22 protein-coding genes are annotated in these 21002 nt (G+C 42.1%); 15 read left to right on the top strand and 7 right to left on the bottom strand.

Annotated features, from left to right (window positions below; genetic code table 11):
* Positions 1–3 precede the first annotated feature (3 nt).
* On the bottom strand, positions 4–750 hold the full coding sequence (locus NOM72_RS07135; RefSeq protein WP_255998428.1) for an arylamine N-acetyltransferase family protein: 747 nt from the start codon (positions 748–750) through the stop codon (positions 4–6).
* A gap of 237 nt (positions 751–987) precedes the next feature.
* Here NOM72_RS07135 and NOM72_RS07130 point away from each other — a divergent pair, with 237 nt between their 5' ends.
* From NOM72_RS07130 to NOM72_RS07110, 5 genes are all read left to right on the top strand, one after another.
* A complete protein-coding gene (locus tag NOM72_RS07130; protein ID WP_369792085.1) occupies positions 988–1854 on the top strand; it encodes an ABC transporter substrate-binding protein in 867 nt (288 codons plus the stop codon).
* A 59-nt stretch (positions 1855–1913) separates the two neighbouring features.
* Positions 1914–2897 carry a FecCD family ABC transporter permease gene (locus NOM72_RS07125; protein WP_255998426.1) on the top strand — a complete coding sequence of 328 codons (984 nt, stop codon included), beginning with the start codon at positions 1914–1916 and terminating at the stop codon, positions 2895–2897.
* Positions 2894–3862, top strand: coding sequence for a FecCD family ABC transporter permease (locus NOM72_RS07120; protein WP_370688674.1), 969 nt, complete (start codon positions 2894–2896; stop codon positions 3860–3862). The genes NOM72_RS07125 and NOM72_RS07120 overlap by 4 nt, the downstream gene beginning before the upstream one ends.
* A gap of 815 nt (positions 3863–4677) precedes the next feature.
* Positions 4678–5475 carry a hypothetical protein gene (locus tag NOM72_RS07115; RefSeq protein ID WP_174316282.1) on the top strand — a complete coding sequence of 266 codons (798 nt, stop codon included), beginning with the start codon at positions 4678–4680 and terminating at the stop codon, positions 5473–5475.
* An 18-nt stretch (positions 5476–5493) separates the two neighbouring features.
* Complete coding sequence (locus NOM72_RS07110) at positions 5494–5760, top strand: hypothetical protein (protein WP_174316283.1); 267 nt, start codon at positions 5494–5496, stop codon at positions 5758–5760.
* A 1493-nt stretch (positions 5761–7253) separates the two neighbouring features.
* Here NOM72_RS07110 and NOM72_RS07105 read toward each other — a convergent pair.
* Positions 7254–9056, bottom strand: a complete 1803-nt coding sequence (locus NOM72_RS07105; protein ID WP_255998423.1) for a type I phosphomannose isomerase catalytic subunit — start codon at positions 9054–9056, stop codon at positions 7254–7256.
* Between the two features lie 147 nt (positions 9057–9203).
* On the opposite strand from NOM72_RS07105, the gene NOM72_RS07100 reads away from it, so the two are divergent.
* From NOM72_RS07100 to NOM72_RS07075, 6 genes are all read left to right on the top strand, one after another.
* Positions 9204–9500: a PTS sugar transporter subunit IIB gene (locus tag NOM72_RS07100; RefSeq protein ID WP_023468230.1), complete on the top strand. Its 297-nt coding sequence runs from the start codon at positions 9204–9206 to the stop codon at positions 9498–9500.
* 5 nt (positions 9501–9505) lie between these two features.
* The gene (locus tag NOM72_RS07095) at positions 9506–9835 is read left to right on the top strand and encodes a PTS sugar transporter subunit IIA (protein WP_041255102.1); all 330 of its coding nucleotides are present in this window, start codon (positions 9506–9508) and stop codon (positions 9833–9835) included.
* 15 nt (positions 9836–9850) lie between these two features.
* Positions 9851–11188 (top strand): PTS cellobiose transporter subunit IIC, encoded by a 1338-nt coding sequence (gene celB / locus NOM72_RS07090; protein WP_255998420.1) that lies wholly within the window; start codon positions 9851–9853, stop codon positions 11186–11188.
* 41 nt (positions 11189–11229) lie between these two features.
* Complete coding sequence (locus NOM72_RS07085) at positions 11230–12654, top strand: glycoside hydrolase family 1 protein (protein ID WP_370688672.1); 1425 nt, start codon at positions 11230–11232, stop codon at positions 12652–12654.
* A gap of 82 nt (positions 12655–12736) precedes the next feature.
* On the top strand, positions 12737–13465 hold the full coding sequence (locus NOM72_RS07080; RefSeq protein WP_023468234.1) for a GntR family transcriptional regulator: 729 nt from the start codon (positions 12737–12739) through the stop codon (positions 13463–13465).
* A gap of 59 nt (positions 13466–13524) precedes the next feature.
* The gene (locus NOM72_RS07075; RefSeq protein ID WP_255998416.1) at positions 13525–13845 is read left to right on the top strand and encodes a hypothetical protein; all 321 of its coding nucleotides are present in this window, start codon (positions 13525–13527) and stop codon (positions 13843–13845) included.
* 343 nt (positions 13846–14188) lie between these two features.
* On the opposite strand, the gene NOM72_RS07070 is transcribed toward NOM72_RS07075, so the two are convergent.
* Complete coding sequence (locus NOM72_RS07070; RefSeq protein ID WP_255998414.1) at positions 14189–14398, bottom strand: hypothetical protein; 210 nt, start codon at positions 14396–14398, stop codon at positions 14189–14191.
* Between the two features lie 190 nt (positions 14399–14588).
* Between NOM72_RS07070 and NOM72_RS07065 the strand changes: the two genes are divergently transcribed.
* Complete coding sequence (locus tag NOM72_RS07065; RefSeq protein ID WP_255998412.1) at positions 14589–15566, top strand: DUF2268 domain-containing putative Zn-dependent protease; 978 nt, start codon at positions 14589–14591, stop codon at positions 15564–15566.
* A gap of 272 nt (positions 15567–15838) precedes the next feature.
* On the opposite strand, the gene NOM72_RS07060 is transcribed toward NOM72_RS07065, so the two are convergent.
* On the bottom strand, positions 15839–16081 hold the full coding sequence (locus NOM72_RS07060; protein WP_255998411.1) for a hypothetical protein: 243 nt from the start codon (positions 16079–16081) through the stop codon (positions 15839–15841).
* 628 nt (positions 16082–16709) lie between these two features.
* Between NOM72_RS07060 and NOM72_RS07055 the strand changes: the two genes are divergently transcribed.
* On the top strand, positions 16710–17210 hold the full coding sequence (locus tag NOM72_RS07055) for a hypothetical protein (protein WP_174316286.1): 501 nt from the start codon (positions 16710–16712) through the stop codon (positions 17208–17210).
* Between the two features lie 689 nt (positions 17211–17899).
* Positions 17900–18184 (top strand): DUF3784 domain-containing protein, encoded by a 285-nt coding sequence (locus NOM72_RS07050; protein WP_051353626.1) that lies wholly within the window; start codon positions 17900–17902, stop codon positions 18182–18184.
* Positions 18185–18206: 22 nt separating this feature from the next.
* On the opposite strand, the gene NOM72_RS07045 is transcribed toward NOM72_RS07050, so the two are convergent.
* Both NOM72_RS07045 and NOM72_RS07040 read right to left on the bottom strand, forming a co-directional pair.
* Entirely contained in the window at positions 18207–18884 is a 678-nt protein-coding gene (locus tag NOM72_RS07045; RefSeq protein WP_255998409.1) for a hypothetical protein, read from the bottom strand.
* A gap of 37 nt (positions 18885–18921) precedes the next feature.
* Positions 18922–19422, bottom strand: a complete 501-nt coding sequence (locus NOM72_RS07040; RefSeq protein WP_255998408.1) for a GNAT family N-acetyltransferase — start codon at positions 19420–19422, stop codon at positions 18922–18924.
* Positions 19423–19499: 77 nt separating this feature from the next.
* On the opposite strand from NOM72_RS07040, the gene NOM72_RS07035 reads away from it, so the two are divergent.
* A complete protein-coding gene (locus NOM72_RS07035; protein WP_255998406.1) occupies positions 19500–20111 on the top strand; it encodes a DUF3885 domain-containing protein in 612 nt (203 codons plus the stop codon).
* Positions 20112–20617: 506 nt separating this feature from the next.
* Here NOM72_RS07035 and NOM72_RS07030 read toward each other — a convergent pair.
* Positions 20618–20995 (bottom strand): VOC family protein, encoded by a 378-nt coding sequence (locus tag NOM72_RS07030; RefSeq protein WP_035397476.1) that lies wholly within the window; start codon positions 20993–20995, stop codon positions 20618–20620.
* Between the last annotated feature and the right edge of the window lie 7 nt (positions 20996–21002).

Raw genomic sequence — 21002 nt, 5'->3', positions numbered from 1 at the left:
GATTTACGACTCCCGTCCTAAAAAGTGTGTATTGTACAGCATGTCGAATTGGGCGGGACCTGCGACCGGTAACTCGGTCGTCGTCGTTTCTTCAATCCGTAACGTCCGCTCAGTCAACGTCTTTTGTCCGCGCGGCGTCCGCATCGCGACGAGGTGACCTTTATTGAACGGCGAAGCGTCGCTCTGCTGGATGATCTGTTCCATCTTCGATAAGTCATCTGTTGTAATGGATGTCTCGCGGTCGAACCGGTAGCCAGTCACAAACTCCGCTTGTCCCGTTCGCTTCATCACAAGTGTGTCATTATTGATGATCCGGTAACTGCCGCTAGCGGAATGAACGGTCTCCCCATTCAACGGAACAGGAACGAGCGGTAAATTGACGCCGAAGCCGGTATCGAGCAAGTGCGTTTCATTCCAAATGATCGCAACATGGGTCGGTCCGGTCGCTGACCAGGCGTCCGACTTCGTATCGTAAACAGTCGCTTGAACGAGTCGAACGGGACAATTCAGTTCCTGCAGGACCCGGTGCAGCAGTCCGTTCAGGTCGTAACAGACACCACCGCGTCGCTCTGTCAGAAATGTCTCGATGAAGCGCTCGTCGCTAAACGGCCGGATTCGCTTCTCAAGGACGGTCGTATTCTCGAACGGTAACTGGTAGGCGAAGGCTTCGAGTAAGTCAGGTAATTGATCAAACGTGATTGCATCGAGCGGAAACTCAATTCGCTGTCCTAAGTCTTTCATCCAATCCATCTCTGATCCCTCCTTTATTCACTACCTGATTATCCCATATTGCTTCAGAAAATGTGGATTTCAGTCTATATTATCTGAAAATAAGGATTTCCCTTTTGTTCGATGGAAATCTTTGATATGCTGAGACAGGATTAATTAAGAATGATTCTCAATGTCGAATCACGAATCAAAGGAGGTCTCACCATGAGACGGAAAACTTGGATGACAGCGTTGACGCTCCTCGTGTTGAGCAGTTTGATGCTTGCGGCTTGTTCTAGTCAAGCAGAGCAATCGAACGAAAAGACGCGGACGATCACGCACGAAGCAGGAAAAACGAAAGTACCGGAAAAGCCGAAGAAGGTCGTCGCGCTCGAATTCTCGTTCGTTGATGCGTTAGATGAACTCGGCATCACACCAGTCGGGATTGCACAAGAAAACAAGACCGATGTCTCCGGATTACTCGGAAAAGACATCTCGTTCACGGAAGTCGGTACACGCCAACAACCGAATCTTGAAGTGATCAGTTCCTTGCAACCGGACTTGATCATCGGCGACTTCAATCGTCATAAAGGGATTTACAAGCAATTACAAGAAATTGCACCGACGATCATCTTGAAGAGTCGCAATGCAACGTATGAAGAGAACATCGATTCGTTCAAGACGATTGCGGAAGCGGTCGGCAAAACGAAACAGATGGACGATCGCCTTGCGCTTCATGAAGAGCGCTTGCAGGCAGCGAAGAAGAAGGTTGATCCAAAAGATGACCGGAAAGTCATGGTCGGTGTCTTCCGCGCCGATTCACTGACAGCACACGGTGAGACGTCGTTTGACGGTGAGTTGCTCGAGAAGATTGGTATCGAGAATGCCGTTACGAAAACAGCGGAACCGACCGTGACGATCACGTTAGAGCAGATGGTCAAGTGGGATCCGGATGTCATCTTCATGGCGGAAGCCGATCCGAAGTTACTGAAAGAGTGGAAGGATAATCCGCTCTGGAATCAGATCACAGCGGTCAAAAACGGAGAAGTCTATGAAGTCAATCGTGACCTCTGGACACGTTACCGTGGTCTGGACGCTGCTGAACAAATCGTTGACGAAGCAATTCAATTGCTCAAACAGAAATAACGAACGACAAAAAGCCGGAGCAATCTGGCTTTTCGTCTTGATGAAAGGGGAAAGATCCGGTGCAGCGGAAACGTCTGATTTTCGTACTTATCTTACTCAGTGGCTTGGCCGTTTATAGTAGCTTGTTCTTTGGTATCACACAGATGAATCCGGTCCACTTAGTGCAGGAGTGGATCAGTGGCACGACCTCTAAAGCGGGACTCGTCCTGACGAATCTGCGCCTGCCGCGTCTCTTACTCGGGTTGTTGCTCGGAGCAAACCTTGCTGTCGCTGGAGCGATCATGCAAGCTGTGACACGGAATCCGCTCGCTTCACCACAAGTCTTTGGGGTCAATGCTGGTGCGTCGTTTCTCGTCGTCTTAAGCCTACTCATCTTTCCGTCACTCGGAACGGCGAACTTGCTTTACTTCGCTTTTGCCGGTGCCTTACTCGGTGGCGTGCTCGTCTTTTCATTCGCTTCGATTCGCGGAATGACGGCGTTAAAACTTGCCCTCGTTGGGATGGCGATCCATCTCTTATTGACGTCGCTAACGAAAGGCTTGATCTTGTTCAACGATCGAATTACGAACGTGTTGTATTGGTTGTCCGGTTCGCTCAGTGACGCAAGCTGGCTCGAACTCCGGATCGTCTTACCGTGGTCGCTCGCCGGTTTGATTCTTGCGGCAAGTCTTGCGAAGTCGCTCGCCGTTTTCCAACTCGGGCAAGACGTCGCGGTCGGACTCGGACAAAAAGTGACGCGGATCCGTCTGCTTGCCGGCATCAGTGTCGTGTTACTCGCAGGGGTGACGGTTGCCGTCGCCGGAGCAATCGGCTTCATCGGTTTGATGGTGCCGCATATTACGCGTCGCCTCGTTGGTGAGGACTACCGGATCGTCTTACCCGTCTCTGCCGTCATCGGTGGTCTGTTGTTGACGTACGCCGATGTCCTCGCGCGCTTCATTGCCTATCCGTATGAATCACCGGTCGGCATCGTGACGTCATTACTCGGAGCACCCTTCTTCCTTCTGCTGGCACGCCGTCAGATGAAAGGGGGATTACGATGAGAGAGATGCGTCGGATTCTACTTGTCGCAGTAATCGTTTTCGTCACAAGCTTCGCCTTACTGTCGGTCGGTTCGATTCAGTTGTCGGTAACGGAACTCTGGCAGTCGTTCTTCGGTGGAAAGGATGCCTTCATCGTCCAAAATTACCGCTTGCCGCGAACGGTCCTTGCCTTTTTAGCAGGTGCGAGTTTCGCTCTTGCTGGAGTCATCTTACAAAGTGTCATCCGCAATCCATTGATCTCACCGGACGTGATTGGGGTGACGAATGGAGCGTCTCTGTTCGCTGTTTTGACGATTGCCCTCGTGCCGGACGGTCCGCTCTTGTTGACACCGCTCGCCGCCTTTATCGGAGCAGCACTCGTCATGTTAGCGTTGATGATGCTTGAGCGGGGTGGAAACGTCTCACGCAGTTCGTTTGCGTTACTTGGTATCGCCGTTAGTGCGATCTGTGCTTCAGGAACAGAATACCTGTTGATTAAATTTCCACTCCAGACGAACGATTCACTCGTCTGGCTTGCTGGAAGTCTGTTCGGGAAAGGGTGGCAGGAAGTGTTGATCTTAGCGCCGGTGCTCGTCGTGATTGGTGCGATCCTCTTCTATCGCCATCGTCAACTCGATGTCTTATCACTTAGTGAGGAAGTCAGCATTGGTCTCGGGTTACCGATTCAGCGGACGCGGCACGTCTTCTTAGCGCTCGCTGTTGTTCTAGCGGGTGTTGCCGTCGCGACGGTCGGTGCAATCGGCTTCATCGGTCTGATTGCTCCACATATGGCACGGCGTCTCGTCGGACATAAACATCTCGCCGTTTTACCGATGGCGCTGTTACTCGGCGGTGGGCTGCTCGTCGTCGCCGATGCGCTCGGTCGCGGGATTCATCCGCCGCTTGAAGTACCAGCCGGATTGATCACAGCAATCATCGGTGTACCGTACTTCCTGTATCTCTTACGAAGAGAGCGGGCGGCATGATATTCGATATACTAAAAATGGAGTCTTTGACGCAAAAAGTTAGGCGAGGCAATCTTAAGTTTTCGACACAATATAAAAGCATCTTCGTATTGTATACTTTTAAAAAATACTAGCTTCAATGGTATTTTTGTCTGTGTAAAAATGAATAACTAAGCGAATTAAAGCAGACACTAATAAATAATAAGATGAGTGGCGAATTAACAACAAAGAAAGAAATCATCTAACCAGTAGCCGTTTCTTATAGGAAACTGTTTGGAAGGTATAGTGATTGAATCTTTATACTCCGATTTGCTCGGATTTGACATTTGATGAGTTTTATTGCATCAGACTCCTTCTTTTAAGAGACCATGATGTATATTAAAGCACCCCAAAATATTTAAATTACTATAGAGAAGAAGAGATAAACCAAAAATTATGCTACCAGTACACCCTATACTTTCGGTGTACTGGTAGCATAATCAAAGTGTTTTATATGTGTCTCATACTGAAAAGTCAGTCTAGTCTAATACGAGGTCTTTTCTGTAGAAGTGTTACGCTTAATTTGGCAAATTGTCCAATTAAAAAGTTATTTGAAGATTATTGTAGTTCATAATATATTTCTCCTAATATTATAAAAATATTATTTACTTTTTTAATTAATTTATAAAAATTTATTTTTTGAAATAAATGCAAAAAACGTAATAAAATTTTAATACAAATATATACATTTGTGATAAAGTGTTTTTTGTACTCAAAAGAAAGGAGTGGAAACTATTTATATTGAGTATATTTTTTGAAATGAATTAAAATTTATTCTAAAGGGAGAGTATAATATAATGAATCAATTATTAAAATCTTCTGTAATAGCATCTATGGTATTTAGTCTCGCTATTGGTATTGCAGCTCCTGTAGGTGCAAATGCAGGTGTAAGAAACGAGTTAGAAAAAAACGTGTCCGAGTCTATTGAGATACTGGATACACTTGAAAAAGAAGGAACTATTGAAACTGCGCTTGGTAGTAATCCTACTGTGGCTACAGGGGAAGGCAATTCAGAGCTTCAAAATGGAACTGTGGGATTAAAAACCGATTCTGGGAATGCTTCGATAATTGCAGGGAAAATTGCAACTATTGCTGACAATCACAGCATTGTGTATGAATCTTTAGAAAGTGGAGATGCACGAGCGGTCATTAAAATTGATTCCCCTGAATCTCCGAAGGAATACTCTTTTGAAATGACAGGAGAGTACGACTCACTAGTCAAACGAGAAGATGGGGGCATCGATGCTCTTGATGATCGTAAGAATATCGTTGCTTCTATTGATTCTCCATGGGCTTATGATGCTAAAGGTGAAGCTGTTCCGACACACTTCACTATCTCGGGTAAAACGATTACTCAAGTCGTTGAGCATAATGAAAGTTTTGAATACGGAATTGTAGCTGACCCAACTTTACGAAAACATATTAAAAAAGTTATTGCTGGTTGCTTAGGTGTCCAAGCAGATACTTTTACTGTATGGGGAGTTTTAGAGTCTACTTTTACAAGTTGGAATAAAGCAATTAAATTTTTAGTTCGGCGGATTGGATTACTAGGTGCAGTAAGTTGCTTGGGTGGTATTGTTTACGAATATCTATAAATGACGGGGGTGCTTAGAGTGTTATCATGGCTAGGTATAAGTAAAGTCGAGAAAAAAGAAGGTCAATTTTTTGGTAATATCAAAAAGAGAGCTATAGCTATAGTGTTACTCTCATCTTTGTTAGTATTATATGGAGTAAAAATTTTGTTTACTTACTTAATTCCTAATGTGTATCTGAATGATTCAATCATTTCTGTTATGCCAGGTACACTAGGGGTGCTGGTTGCATTAGTATACATCTTGGTTTTAGAAAGAATACTTCAAGATAAAATTCGTAAAAGATAAGTCAGATGAATCTAACGTAAAGTCGGTTATGAACTGCTCCCTGTTAAGTAGACAGGACAAATAATAAAAAAAATTTAAACGGCTTGCGCTCTGTATTCTAACGGACCAAGCCGTTTTAAGCGTTGTTGCTATCGTTCTTCATTATTGAAGTGAATATATTGCTGAATCGCGAGTAGAGTTAGTCGAACTCCGCAAACTTATGTAGATAATAACTTTCGCACTTCAACGCTCTCTAAAAGGACTCAATATGGGACTGTTATCAACACATCTTCAAACGCGAGACCTGCTTTGTGTGATGCATGACACGCGTGTCATGTGACGAACCGTTTTCGAAAGATAGCGGAAAATCGAGTCAAAGTAAAGTTCGCATCGACGTTCGATTTCTCAAAGAAAGAATCCACATCTAAATCAAAAACGATTCATGCGAAGGGGACAACATTTGCCATTTCGATCACTGGTACATTTGATACCGCACTTCGTGATGAGGCAGAAAGGCAAGTCTTTAAAACTATTACGTCTATGTCGTCAACCGCTTCATCGAGTAAGGGGACATGGAGACAGCTTGGATATACCACTACTTTGATGGATGGCGGAAGAACATACGATGTGACAGTCGGTGGAGAATTCATTCAACATGGTATTTCATCCACACACAACATTCCTCTGGAGTTTTATTGTAGTGCAGAAGGTGTGATCAATTAGTTCAAAGTAGCAGGGGAAGAGACATTGATCTGTATCCTATAAAGCAGTAAAACAGAAGCTTACATGATGTGTAAATGTCTTTTTTACTGCTTTTGTACATGGAGGAGGAGATTTAATCGACACGTGACTTCGACATTTTTTCACAAAAATCATACGTATGATATACTAATTTATGTAAAATTGTAAAAGAGGTGAATGACATGGATGATAAAACACAAAAGATCTTACGTATCTGGCTGAGTATTCCTAGATGGATGCGTACTTTCGTTCCGGTTCTCCTATCTTTACTTGTTGTACTCGGTGCCATTTTTAAAGGGATAGAGATGCTGATTCATCCTACTTCACTCTCGATCTCACTCTCGGATCTACTGATTTGTTTCATCCCATCCCTTGTTTTAACTGTAGTGATTATTAAAAATACGAAGTAATCGACAGAACACTCATATGTATAAAGGAGATGAGACGATGGATCCACGTAAGAAAAAAGTATATTTTGTTGGACATATTCTCTTTTTAATCGTGCTATTGATAGATTATTTGTTCGTTCCGAATACAGCATTTTATTCTGTCTTGTGGGTCCTGCTTGGTCTTTTTTTGGTATTTAACATTTTTCTGTTCTTCCTTAAACCCAAAACGGATTGAGAACGAGCTGAAGTCATTTTTAGCAATTCGCTGCTCTAAAAAATAGCTATATTCGAATAGATAGGATGTATACAAAGAGGGTGATCCATTTCAATAACGGAATGGATCACCCTCTTTGCTTTGATTAAATAAGGTAAGTGATGTGTTGCTTACTCTACTTCATCTAGAGCAGCAGCTCCGATGACGCCTGCCTGTCCTTTCAATTCGGCAAGACGGATATCGACCTTTGAACGAAGGGACGGATATACGAGTTCGCGAACACGTTCCTGTAACGCTTCCCAGTATAAATCAGCAGATCCCGTAACACCTCCTCCAACGACGATAATTTCTGGATCAATCGTGTGAATGATGTTTGCAAGTCCAGTTGCTAAATGATTAGTAAAACGATCCCTCTCTTGCGGATGGGCGAGTAATCGCTCGATGGACGAGGCGTGTCGTTCGTTAGCTCGTGACTGTAGTGCTGTACCACTGGCATATCCTTCGAGAGAACCTTTGTTCAACACAGGATGCAGTGGACCCGAGGAGTCGATAATCGTATTGCCAATCTCACCAGCGTATCCATTTGCTCCACGGATTAGTTGTTTCATATAGACATAACCTCCACCGATTCCTGTACTGACGGTCACATAGTAGACAGATGATGAGTGACGTCCCGCGCCGTATAACGCTTCACCGAGAGCCGCGGCATTGGCATCGTTCTCGAGAAAGACGGGTAAGTCGAATGCGGAGGAAAGTGGGGTAACCAAGTCGACTTCATCCCATCCTGGTAAATTTGGTGGAGATAACAGAAGTCCAGTCTTCGTATCGAGTGGACCAGGCGCGGCAATTCCGATGTTCGACAGGTGAAATTCCTCTGAAAAAACTTGAATGGCGTACTCGATATTTGAAAGCGTCTGGGATGGACCTGCTTTAGGATTGGTCGGAAACGACAATTGTTTAACGATTTTATGTTGATCGATCACAGCGACACGTGTTTGCGTTCCACCGAGGTCGATACCGATTCGATGAGGCGTTGTCATTTTAAGAGAAGGACCAGTGATCAAGACGAGACCGTTTCCTTTGATGAGAAAGGTGCTATTTGCCGGAAGAATCGCAGTCGCTCCGACAGACAGGAGGACGTGGTCCAATTCAATCGTACCTTCGATGACCGTGATGACGCGAAACAGACGGCTTACCTCTAAGATATGTGTCTGCCTGATCGACCACTCTTCGACAAAGAAGTCGGGTGTTTGTGTCAATCTTTTACGAAAAGGAGTGAGCATGACGGCAGGTTCCGTGTACTGGAAATGAGGAAAACGAATGATACGACGGGCTTGTTCAAGATGAAGCGGGCGTACCTTTCCCGTCACCGGATCAGACCGGTCGTAATCAAATAGTCGATAGGTCGTATCTGAATTTTGTTGAATTTCAAGGACGACACATCCTTTTGTTAACGCGTGCACTGTGCCAGCAGGTACATAGATAAAATCACCTTTAGCGATTGGCACATGCTGAAGAGACTGCAATAAAGTACCCTGATGAATGGTCTCATCAAAGTTGTTTAAGGAGGTTAACGAATGACCATAGATAAGGACGGCGTCTTCTGGACAATCTAAGATGTACCAGCATTCATTTTTACCAAATGGCTGCTTTTCAAAACGATTGGCATCCTTGTCGTTTGGATGGACTTGAACGGATAAATCCTCCGAGGCATCGATCCATTTTACCAATAGTGGAAAATCAGAGTCGGTCTCCATACCAAAAATTTCAGGGTGATTTGACCATAGTTTTTCTAAGGTGAGTCCCGTCATTGGTCCAGTCTGGACGCGTGACATGCCGTTTGGATGACTTGCTACTGTCCAGACTTCTCCCGTCCGTTGTTCTTTAGGTATCGAAAATCCATACTCTTGAAGCTTCTGTCCGCCCCAAATTCGTTCTTTTGAAAGGGGAGTAAGATAAATCGGTTTTGTCATACAAATTCCTCCTTCATCTTATTTTCAATAACAACTCTACACTTTTATAAAATAAAAATAAACAAATTAATTATCAAGTATAGACATGAATGAATTAATCCGTATAATCAAATGTGTAAGCGATTACAAATGAGGAGGGAATTGTAGATGAGAAAAATCATGTTGGCGTGTAGTTCAGGAATGTCGACGAGCATTTTGGTGTCGAAGATGCAAGAACATGCGAAGGGACTCGGAGAAGAAGCTAAAATTTGGGCAGTCGGACAAGATCAGGCGATGAAGGAGATGTCTGGTGCAGATGTCATCTTGATTGGACCACAAATGCGATTTCTATTATCAAAATTTCAGCAAGCGACAGACAAACCGGTCGAAGTCATCGATATGATGGCGTATGGAATGGCAGACGGAAAAGCAGCTTACGAACAAGCTGTGAAGTTGATGGGGTGATCGATATGCAGACGAATGAACAGACGATGGAGCAAATCGCTTTCACGATGATCTTACACAGTGGAAATGCGAGAAGTACGATTCGTGAAGCGATCGAAGTGTATAAAGATGGCACGTTTGAAGACTTCGACCAATTATTATCAAATGCAAGATCGCAATTACAAGAAGCGCATCAAGTTCACTTTAGCCAGGTCCAAAAGGAAGCAAACGGTGAGCCAACGACGCTCTCCTTATTGTTATTACATGCAGAAGATCACCTGATGTCGACGCAGACGATGCTTGATTTAACGACCGGACTCATCGAACTCATGGAACATAAGTTTTCCCAAAAATGATAAGGAGTGTTTAAGATGACTGAGAATAGTAAGTGGTTTGATTTGCTAAGTCGTTTTTTGATGCCGATGGCGGCATTTTTAAACAATAGTCGATATTTGCAGACATTACGTGATGCATTCATGCTTGCTTTTCCGATTACGATGTTTGGTTCCTTAATTGTCGTCGTCGCGAATTTACCGTTCCTTGATAAGTTCATGTCTCCGGGTGTACTAGATGCCTTTAAGACATCACTTGGAAACGCTCCATCCGCCACAATGGGCATCATGTCATTGTTCGTCGTATTCGGTATCGGTTATTATCTGTCTAAAAGTTATGAGGTCGAAGCTGTTTTCGGTGGCGTCATCGCACTTGTTTCGTTTTTATTACTTACTCCTTTCTTTGTTTCAGTCGAAAATGTCGCCGATCCAGTCGGCAATGTCATTCCACTCGACCGTCTCGGCGCAAAAGGCATGTTCCTAGCCATGATCACGGGATTCCTAGCAGGAGAGATCTATCGCTTCATCGTTCAAAAAAACTGGACGATCAAAATGCCTGCCGGTGTGCCGACAGCTGTCGCCAAATCATTCTCAGCACTCGTCCCGGCATTACTTACGCTCACCGTATTCCTTGGCATTAACATTGCTGTCACTTCACTGTTAGATACGAACTTACACGATCTCATCTTCAATCTTGTTCAAAAACCACTTGTTAATCTAGGGAACGGACTCTTCCCGACGTTAATCTCCATCTTCTTCGTGCAACTGTTCTGGTTTTTCGGACTGCACGGACAAGTCATCGTCAACTCGGTTATGGACCCGATTTGGAACACACTCTCCCTTGAAAACTTGAATGCGTACACGTCGAACGGAGAAATCCCGAACATCATCAGTAAACAATTCATTGAAATCTATACGGTTGGAATCGGGGGTTCCGGTTCAACACTCGCTGTCGTTGTTGCCATCTTGTTATTCATGCGATCGAAACAAATGAAACAAATCGGAAAACTGTCAATTGGACCTGGTATTTTCAACGTTAATGAACCCATGATCTTTGGACTTCCTATCGTCATGAACCCATTGATCATGATTCCATGGATCGTCGCACCGCTGATTACGGTGACGGTGACGTACTTCGCGATGTCAACAGGGATCGTCCCACCTCCGACCGGTGTTGCGGTACCGTGGACTGTCCCGATGTTTATCAGTGGAATGATGGCAACCAATTCGTTAGCAGGTGGATTGCTACAATTAGTCAACTTTGCAATCATCATGGCAGTCTGGTTCCCGTTCCTCGTCTTCATTGACCGTTTGAATTTGAAAAAAGAACGGGAGGAAGCGAATACTACACAAGAGAAAAATCAACAGATCGGATAACGCTTACCGGATGAGTGAAAAATGAGAGATAGGATGTGCTAATGATGAATCAGATAGAGAACAAGACGACTACGATTAAAAAGTATGATTTTCCGACGGATTTCTGGTGGGGAACAGCTGCCTCTGCGACACAAATGGAAGGAGCCGCCTATGAAGGTGGAAAAGGTCCGAACATTTGGGATTACTGGTACGAGGTCGAACCGAACCGCTTCTTTGATGGTGTCAGTGCTTCAGTAGCATCTGACTTTTACTATCAATACAAACAAGACATCGCCTTGATGAAGGAGCTCGGGCACAATTCGTTTCGACTATCGATTTCTTGGTCGCGTCTATTTCCAACGGGAGAAGGAACCATCAATCCGGAAGCGGTCGATTTCTACAATCGTGTCATTGACGAGTTGATTGAAGCAGGGATCGAACCGTTCGTTAATTTATATCATTTTGATATGCCGCTTGCCTTACAAGAAAAGGGAGGATGGGAGAGCAGGGAAGTCGTGATGCATTATGTTGCGTATGCCAAAACCTGCTTTAAACTGTTCGGTGACCGTGTCGGAAAATGGTTCACCCATAACGAACCAATCGTCCCGGTCGAGGGGGGCTACTTGTACGATTTTCATTATCCGAACGTCGTAGATTTTAAACGAGCGGTCCAGGTCGCCTATCATTCGATTCTATCAAGTGCCCTTGCAATCGAAGCATACAGAGATACACGACAAACAGGAAAAATCGGGATTATTCTCAACCTGACTCCCTCTTATCCGAGAAGTCAAAATGAAGCGGATCGACAAGCAGCGTATCTAGCGGACATCTTGTTCAATCGTTCTTTCCTCGATCCGTCCGTTTTAGGTACTTTCCCTGCTGAATTAATCGAACTGTTAAAAGAGCAGGATGCCCTCCCGGCGATGGGTGAAACGGACCGAAAAAAAATCGAGACGTACACTGTTGATATCCTCGGCATCAACTACTATCAGCCGAGACGTATCAAAGTAAAAGAACATCTTCCGAATCCGAAAGCACCGTTCATGCCAGAGCATCTTTTCGATTATTATGAGATGCCGGGACGCAAGATGAATCGACATCGTGGTTGGGAAATTTACGAAAAAGGTGTGTATGACATCCTGACGAACTTACGTGAGAATTATGGAAACATCGAGTGCTTCATTTCAGAAAACGGGATGGGAGTGGAAGGAGAAGAACGCTACCGAGACACGGACGGTAGGATCCAGGATGATTACCGGATTGATTTCATCGCGGAACATTTGAAATGGGTGCATCACGCATTAGAGGAGGGATCGAACGTCAAAGGATATCACCTTTGGACGTTCATGGACAATTGGTCGTGGAGTAATGCCTATAAGAACCGATATGGTTTCGTCGGTGTCGATTTGACGAATCAAACGCGTACAGTAAAAAAGAGTGGTTACTGGTTCAAGCATCTCATCGAAGAAAATGGATTCGAAGGATAAGAAGAAAGGATCGGGGTATATCTAGCCCTGATCCTTATTTTTTGTTATATTATATGTATATGTCTATACATGGGGTGTTGTCATGTCTAATAAAAAGAAACCAAAGTATGAAAAAATTGCAGATGAATTACGAGAACGGATTCTTCATGGCGGATACAATGTGGAAGAAGCGATGCCAGACGAGATTCAACTAGCAGAAGAGTTTGAGGTCAGCCGGATGACCATGAAACGTGCTCTAGAAATCCTCGTACTCGAGGGGATCATCTATCGACAACGAGGACAAGGGACGTTCATTTTACCGTCAAGCTTTTCCCAAGGAAGAATCAATGTATTAAACAAAGAGTCACAAGGGTTGACAAAGCTGCTCGGAGAGCGGGCTGTCAGAAGTGAAGTTCTTCAGTTCGAGGTTCGTTTTCCGGAAGCCGAGGTCGCACGCCATCTGATGATCGAGAAGACCGATCCCGTTTATGAGATACGGCGTGTTCGATATGTTGACGACGAACCATACGTGATCGAACACACGTTTATGCCGTCTTCATTAATTACCGGAGTGACGCGAGAAGTTCTTGATAGTTCGATTTACCGGTATATCCAAGAAGAACTCGGTTATACGATTACGAGCTCGCATAAGATGATTCGGGCAGACAAGCCGAATCAATGGGATCATGAATATCTCGGGAACGAGGAGACCGATCCTGTCATCGAAGTAGAGCAAGTCGTATTCCTTGGTAACGGAAAACCGTTCGAGTATTCGTTTTCACGCCATCGTTATGATAAGTTCGTCTTTACGTCTGTCCATATCGGCAGATGATAAGATTTAATCTGTTTGAGATTAAAGCGATACGTGATCATGTCAATCATTTAAAAGATATGTTACTTTTTCATCAGGAACAAAATGGTTTATATCGATTTGATGATCAGCTAACGTTAATGGATTATGAACTGAAACAAGTGCTCAATCGTGACGGTCATTCACGGGAGATCATCCAATTTGTTCTTGGATCAGCTACGATTATGAAGCATGGTCAGTTCGAGTCGGAACGTCATTTGAAGAGTAGTGTAATAATTGAAGATTCGCTTGAAAATTTAAAAATATGGCTCTTTAAGATACGTCGACAAGAGATGAGTCGATTTCAAGTCAAACAAATAAAGGTCAAAAAACGATCAGAAGCGATTAAAGTATATGCATGAAAGAGAGCGGCAGGAATATGCGAAGTATATGGACGATCTGAACTATTTGAAGCGAGTTCCAGATCATCACTTGAAGTGCGTCACATGTATAAAATTTCGGATGGTGACCAACATGTCGCAGCAATTAGTCCGAACTGTCATGCTCGCATTCATCGCGGAATAGATGGTAGTACGTATAATTAGGAATTAATAGATAAAAATTGATGCAAAAGGAAATTTCTTTTCGATTCAGACGAATTTATTAAGATAATTTTATACGAAAGGAATAAACTGATGGGCATCTAAATTTCATCAAAAAAGTCTGCATCTGTACAAGATGTAGACTTTTTTGATGAACGTTATATTAGTTTTCAATACGTAACACGTGTTTAAGTGTATGCCATGTTTCTTCTAACTCAGGTTTTTCAAGAATATAAATAATTGATCCATCTCGATCTCTCGTCAAATTGATACGATAGGCATCATTTGGAATGGAATGCTGTAAGGCTTGCGAAAACTGATGTTGATCGATCTGTAAAAAATCTTGAATCGTACCACTCCATCCAACTGACATGTTTAACACTCCAAACGATGAGAATTTTAGAAAAACAAATGTATACGTAGATAACGTTATAGGTTCTTAAAAATGGTCTATGAACAAACTGAAACTTACTTTTTTATGGATAGATGGAAAATAAATCTATATAATTATTTTATAAGCATTATACGATACAATCATTTCAACAATAAGGTGGTAAATAATTTTGAAAATACGTCTAGCGTTCTTTTTATCAATACTCATTTGTTGTGTATCAGGATGTACATCCCAACCGACGCAGTCGACTGAGAAACCCAAGTCCACTATTCGAGAAGTTGAACTAGCAAAAGACCAGCATGCAAAAATCATTACATTGTACCCAGCCTATATCGACTACTTCACAAAAGTTCAGAAAAAGATGAAGGACACAAACGTCACGGACGAGGACCTACAGCGAATCTTCGATAAAACCGTCCGTCGGGAATTGGATCACATTCAGAAAGAGCAGGATATCTTTCTTGATTTCAAGGGGTTCAATGACTTGTTTTCCGCCACTTCCTATTTGAACGATTTAAAAAGATTGACGAAACGTTTGATGCATGAAGAGAAAGAAAATATGAAAGCTGTTCATGAGGCACTCCGAAAATCAGCTGACCACCTTCCTGGTAAAGATAAGATTATCCTGATGCTACCCTTATCGGAAGAGCATCGATACGCCGCAAAGGCGACGAGCGGGCTGATTGGTTTTACGATGAGCGATGGTAGTATGGTGATTATGTTAGGTGAAGAGTATACGCATGAGATACTGGAGTACGTTGTTGCGCATGAGTATAATCATTCCGTAGTGAACGAACATCCTGAAATCAGACAACCAAGTTCCATCGACTATCTCATATTCGAAGGTAAAGCGGAGGTGTTTGCAAAGGAACTTTATCCTAAAGCGCCCCCTATAGAAACAGAAAAGATGGCTTTCAACGATAAAAAGAAGATACTCGAACAGGTTAAGAACAACTCCTTAAGCTACGAAGAACTTAGCACTGGAAGTGAAGCGAAGGATGTCCCTCGATTAACTGTTTACAGTTTAGGAACGGAGTTAATGTCAGATTTCCGACAAAAAAAATCTGAGCAGACACTGCAAGAGTTTTCATTAACACCAGTTTCAGATGTCATTCATGAAGGAAAGTTTAAATTGATTCTTGAGTAAAGAGGAGAAGGTGCATAAAAAACACTGACGTTTGAAGCGAAAAAGTAAATACTTTCAATCTAGAAGGTCAAAACGCCAAAAGCAACCGAAGATATAATAGAGAATGTGAAGAGCATACTCTCAGATAAAGTTATGCTGAAGTGACAGCGTGACGATCTATTGGATATAAGAATGTTTTCTCTCTTACATATACTCTGAGGGAGCGTTCTTTTTAGACAGTCACATCTTTGTAAGAGCTTAGACATTCGTTATCCAATTCGAACGATCCGATTTTATGCGAAAATCCCTAAAAATTTCAAGACAGATAGTACAAATAAAATTAAAAGAACTATCATTAAAATAAAAGCTAACATTTTGCCTATACCTCGATTACTAAAGATAGCAGCTAATAAAGCAAGGACCAGACCACCAATGAGGATGGCGTCGCCCCAAAATCCATTAATCGGGAATGTAAAAAGTACCAAGAAAGTAAGAACCATTAATCCGATAGAAATCCAGCCAAGTTTTGCTCTCAAGAGAAGACCCCCTTTTATTTGTATAAATTCCATTATCAGTATACAAAAAATGGGATGTTATTCAAACAATTAAAGGTGTACGTCTCTCTTCTAAACGTCTGTCATCCTATCTCACATACTTAATGATAACTATGAATCATCCTCTTATACGTATCGTAAATTTTGATTAGGTTAGTTTTTTTATATTGATAAGCATTTTTGGTGAAAATCATTAAAGTAAACTTACTTTTTAATACAAATAGAAGGTCGTATGGTAGAGTGATGATTGTCAACTATTAGCTATGAATAAAGGAGATTTGAAGATGTTATCTTGGCTCGGTATACATAAAGTAGAGAAACAAAGACATCAATTTTTTGGGAATATCGAAAAGCGGACTATAACTTTAGTTTTACTGACGTCCGTGTTGGTTTCATATGGGATCAAGATGTTGTTGACGTATGTAATTCCATTCGCATATTTAAAGGATCCCATCGTTGCTGTTTTGCCAGGAATAATTGGAGTATTGGTTGCTGTAATATACGTATTCGTTCTAGAGAGACGACTTCAAGAGAAACACGATGAAAACATTAAGCAAGTCTGACGAATTAACAACATAAATTGATAGATTCATGCTTGGAGGTACTTATCATGTTTACAGTCGAAAACTATATTGATTCAATTAAGATCCATCTTGAAAAGCAGTCAGGTTTAGTGGAGGACCAACTCCAGAAAATCTTTTCTTATCCATTCTCTAAGGACATCGAAGTACTAGATTTCACAGCATTCATTGAACCGACTAGATTCGAACTTTCGGTCATCATGTTCTCAATGGATAAAGAAGCAAATGAAGTATTTAACGAAGGAAACGATTCAACTGTTTTTGCTGGGAGCGAAGATGTATTACAAGAAGTCGAATATCATCAAATGAACGACAGTCAACTCGATGTTTTTTTTGAATTTCATGAGCAAAATGAAGAAAAGTTAATTCCACAAGAACAAAGCGTTTTTGCACAATGGTTCAGATTGTGCTGGGAAAAAGCTGGTGGAGCGTCACTAAATCTTCCATCGTACTTTACGATACACGATAGTGATGATTCTCTTGATTTAAAAAACAATTGTTGGATGGATGCTGAAGAAAAATGGTCTTGATGAAATAAGAATGGTAAGCTCCCTAAAAAAGTAGACAGCTTTGATATTTCAACTGTCTACTTTTTGGGGGAGCTTTTACTATAGCTACATCTAGATTTTGATAGGTCAAAAACAATACATCATTTTCGTCACGATGGGTGAGGATGGAACAGACTCGATTAAGTCAATCGCCTCGCTCTTCGAGTTTTCAGTCACGCCCTTGAATAGTTGAAGGACAAAATATCGCATGGGAGTATTCTCTACATTTGATAATCGAACAAAGTGGACACGCTAACCAGAAGAACTAAGGATGAAAGCTTTACATGCGGTTCTGACTCAAAAGGAATCGCTCTCTAGCGCTAAAGTATTTTTGGTAGGAATCATATAGTAGAACGATGTTCAGCTCACTATCTTGGTTGATCACTGCGGTCTTTGCTCTTACTTGATCACTTGAGTGTTATTCCTTACACGCAGATAGAATCAATAAAGGGATACAGATAATGGGTACGATTAAGAGTTTCAACATACGATTGTTCTTTCGGTCATTTACTAAATCAACATATTACTGTGGTAGTGCACTTATGATATTTTATGAAACGCAGACTGCTTATAGAACGTAAATGGATAAATAACATGATATCTATTAAAACAGGAGAAAGGAGCGAACGACTTTGAACGATTCCATCGTGTATGTCGTGATTTTAATCCCCATGCTAGTGTTTGCGATCGTTTTATCAAGAGGAAAGGGTGCCTCATTGCTTGCAGGATATAATACGATGTCAGAAAGTAAAAAGGAAACATATGACGAAGTCGCCCTGTGTAAATTCATGGGGAAGATCATGTATGGGATTAGCTTTAGCCTATTATTGATCGCATTCAGTGAGATATCTGGATATTCGTTTTTATTCGTAGTAGGTTTCGTTCTACTCGTGTTTTTTATAATTTTTGCAGGCGTCTATACGAATACGAAGAATCGATTTAAAAAAGGACTGTAAGTTCGTCTAAGTCAGTATGTCCTTAGTCGTTTAAATCATAATGTAATTTAGAGAAAGGGCGACTAATCTTAAAATCGAAGTCAATCAACGTCTGTATATCATTTTTTTGACGATAAAGTTCTCTCATGAATTGTAAGAAGATGTAGCGACATGTGTATAAATCGTCTCCTGTATCTTCTCGCATCGCTGCGTAATTAATCTCCTCACCAAGCGAATCATACACGATCGTCTCAAACTCCAGATTCGTATGCCACATGAAATCTAAAAACCCATGCAGGACTGCTTTTTTATAGGTCTCTAGTGAAAAAGTAGCCAAGAGTTGATTTTGATAATAAAATTCTACTCGTTTTTTTCGATAGAAAAATCGAATAATGAACTGGTTAGAAATTTCTTCATTTTCATATGGAAGTGACCAATCGAACTTTTCGATGTCATGCAAATCATTCGTGGTCACACTTTTTATTAACGCATGCCAAAATTGGAATAGCTCGCTCACGTGTGCGTTAAAAGGGAGAGGCATTCCCTCTATACAAAAGACGACTTTTCCAGCAGGATAGCCGCCAGCTCGACCAAAAGCATAGTTAAAGATATCGTTGTCGATCGTATGGGTCATCTCTACGAATCCTGGATAAGTGTGATTCACATCATGCTCTTCTTTTTCAGGGGGAATTTCAAGATAGCTTTTAATTTCGAGATTCATAAAAACGTCCTTTCTGTTATCTCATAAGAGTAAAGCTTTAATAGTTGCTGTTGTCGCTCACTAGAACGAATGAAGCGTCATCAATATTATAAGCGAAAATATACATGGGTGAATTCGTCGTCTCAATCGCCTCAACTAAAGTCCATCCTAATTTTTTATAATATGCTGAAGCGTTTTCTGTTTTTAAATAGATTATTGTGATCTGTCGAGACTTCGCGTAAACGATTAATTGATTGATGAGTTGCTGCGCGATCCCTTGATTCCGATAGACTTTTTCAACGAATAAAGAAGCGAGCCAAGGCGTATAGTCTGGTCGTTCCTTCAAGTCATTTTCAAATAGGGAAACGGTTCCGATACACGTGACATCATCTAAGGCAATCAACGTCACAGGATACGACTCATCTGATTTTTTGTCTAAAAAGGCTTTTATTTGTTCATAGGGTGTCGTCCCTTTTTTCTTTTGAACGAATTCGGTATGAATCATCGTGGCAACTACTTCTAGTTGTTCAGGATGATTCGATAATGTATCAATGATCATCTTTTCATCCTCCATTCTAGACTGGTTGTATCGATCGTTAAATCAATCTGTCCTCATCAGAATAAAGGAGCTTTGGAATGAACTTCGAACAATACTTGCAACACTATTTTGGGAAGGTAAACTTATTTGATCGTTCCTTTGTCGAGAAGGATTTAGTATTCCACGTAGACTTAGTAAAGGACCTGTATCAGTTAAAGAAAAATTCAGATGAAATCAACGACGAATACTTCAAACAGGCATATCAAAAATCGAACGAACTGTTTGAAGATCTATTCCGAGAAGAGGAGTCCCTTTACTTCATCGTGCATGTGAGAAGTGAGCGCGGTAAGTATCAAAAGTCAGCGACGAAAGTATTCCGTCACTTAAAAAGAAGAGAAGATCAATACAACATAAAGTTCGTAGAGAAAATGATGGATGAAGAAGAGCAGGTATCCGAATATGCCGTGTTATTACCGAACAAAAACGCATTAGATTATAAGCGTTTAATCAAAGCGATCTGCCATCAGGATTTCCCGACGCTGCAACCAAGATTTCGTCAAACATATACAGACTATCCGGAAGTCTTTTTCGTGAACGTGAATCAAAAGATCGTCATGAATATCTATGATGATCGCGGTTGTTTCCTACTGTTCGGTGATTCAGCAACGTATGACGTGTTCAAGAAGAAATATCGTAATGATATCAGCTAATCGAATGTAATCGCTTCTAGAAATACTTAAGCTAGTGCCAAGAAGCCGATCACTGAAAAAATAAAAAGCACCAATAGAGAAGTGAGCAATGTTAACGCAAGGATTTTCCCCGTATTTCTTAGACTTATGATGGCGCACACTAGCGCAAGCACTAGTCCAGCTAACATATAGTTCGTTCCCCAAAAGCCATTGAAAGGCAAGAACTTGAACGTTATAAAAGTAAAGACTACGATGCCGATCGAGATCCATCCTAGATGTTTTCGCATAAACTGCCTCCTCTTAAAATGAATACGTATAGTCATAATTTGGTTCTTTTTTAGCATATCATTACAAATGTTTACAGCGAAAGAGTTTTGTAATCGTCGCCTAAAGATAGTCTGAATGAAATGCGTGTCATACACCTACTCGTCACGAGATATACCAACAAGCAGCAAACGATGGAACAGCTATCAATCGACAAACAATCCCTCACTCTAAATAGAATGAGGGATTGTTTCGTTTCAATATTAGACCGTCAACTCGATCACATTACCTTCCGGGTCTGCGATCGTACTTTCATAATACCCGTCACCCGTCGTCCGGGGACCGTCAAGGTGTTGTATACCGGCGTCCCGTAACCGAGCCGTCCAGTCGTCGACCGCTTGTTTGCTGCCAAGCGAGAAGGCGAGGTGGGCATACCCGAGCGCATTCATCGTCCGTTCCGTGATATCCGTCCGTTGCATCAACTCAAGACGCGCACCACTCGAGAACGTCAGGAAATACGACGTGAACCCTTTCGTCGGATTATGATACCGCTCGCCTGCCGTAGCATCAAAATGTGTTTCGTAGAATTGACGCATCCCGTCCAGGTCTGCCACCCAGAGGGCGATATGTTCAATCTTCATCTCCATT

It is taken from the genome of Exiguobacterium sp. LL15 (assembly GCF_024436095.1).
Taxonomy (GTDB): domain Bacteria; phylum Bacillota; class Bacilli; order Exiguobacteriales; family Exiguobacteriaceae; genus Exiguobacterium_A; species Exiguobacterium_A indicum.
Note: the sequence above shows the minus strand (reverse complement) of the source record. Positions and strands in the feature narration are given on the sequence as shown.

Bases quoted from the DNA above. Each gene is read 5' to 3' on its own strand.
- NOM72_RS07135 (WP_255998428.1), bottom strand. From the start codon at position 750: ATGGATTGGATGAAAGACTTAGGACAGCGAATTGAGTTTCCGCTCGAT.
- NOM72_RS07130 (WP_369792085.1), top strand. From the start codon at position 988: ATGCTTGCGGCTTGTTCTAGTCAAGCAGAGCAATCGAACGAAAAGACG.
- NOM72_RS07120 (WP_370688674.1), top strand. From the start codon at position 2,894: ATGAGAGAGATGCGTCGGATTCTACTTGTCGCAGTAATCGTTTTCGTC.
- NOM72_RS07115 (WP_174316282.1), top strand. From the start codon at position 4,678: ATGAATCAATTATTAAAATCTTCTGTAATAGCATCTATGGTATTTAGT.
- NOM72_RS07105 (WP_255998423.1), bottom strand. From the start codon at position 9,056: ATGACAAAACCGATTTATCTTACTCCCCTTTCAAAAGAACGAATTTGG.
- NOM72_RS07100 (WP_023468230.1), top strand. From the start codon at position 9,204: ATGAGAAAAATCATGTTGGCGTGTAGTTCAGGAATGTCGACGAGCATT.
- NOM72_RS07095 (WP_041255102.1), top strand. From the start codon at position 9,506: ATGCAGACGAATGAACAGACGATGGAGCAAATCGCTTTCACGATGATC.
- celB (WP_255998420.1), top strand. From the start codon at position 9,851: ATGACTGAGAATAGTAAGTGGTTTGATTTGCTAAGTCGTTTTTTGATG.
- NOM72_RS07085 (WP_370688672.1), top strand. From the start codon at position 11,230: ATGATGAATCAGATAGAGAACAAGACGACTACGATTAAAAAGTATGAT.
- NOM72_RS07080 (WP_023468234.1), top strand. From the start codon at position 12,737: ATGTCTAATAAAAAGAAACCAAAGTATGAAAAAATTGCAGATGAATTA.
- NOM72_RS07075 (WP_255998416.1), top strand. From the start codon at position 13,525: ATGTTACTTTTTCATCAGGAACAAAATGGTTTATATCGATTTGATGAT.
- NOM72_RS07070 (WP_255998414.1), bottom strand. From the start codon at position 14,398: ATGTCAGTTGGATGGAGTGGTACGATTCAAGATTTTTTACAGATCGAT.
- NOM72_RS07055 (WP_174316286.1), top strand. From the start codon at position 16,710: ATGTTTACAGTCGAAAACTATATTGATTCAATTAAGATCCATCTTGAA.
- NOM72_RS07050 (WP_051353626.1), top strand. From the start codon at position 17,900: ATGCTAGTGTTTGCGATCGTTTTATCAAGAGGAAAGGGTGCCTCATTG.
- NOM72_RS07045 (WP_255998409.1), bottom strand. From the start codon at position 18,884: ATGAATCTCGAAATTAAAAGCTATCTTGAAATTCCCCCTGAAAAAGAA.
- NOM72_RS07040 (WP_255998408.1), bottom strand. From the start codon at position 19,422: ATGATCATTGATACATTATCGAATCATCCTGAACAACTAGAAGTAGTT.
- NOM72_RS07035 (WP_255998406.1), top strand. From the start codon at position 19,500: ATGAACTTCGAACAATACTTGCAACACTATTTTGGGAAGGTAAACTTA.
- NOM72_RS07030 (WP_035397476.1), bottom strand. From the start codon at position 20,995: ATGAAGATTGAACATATCGCCCTCTGGGTGGCAGACCTGGACGGGATG.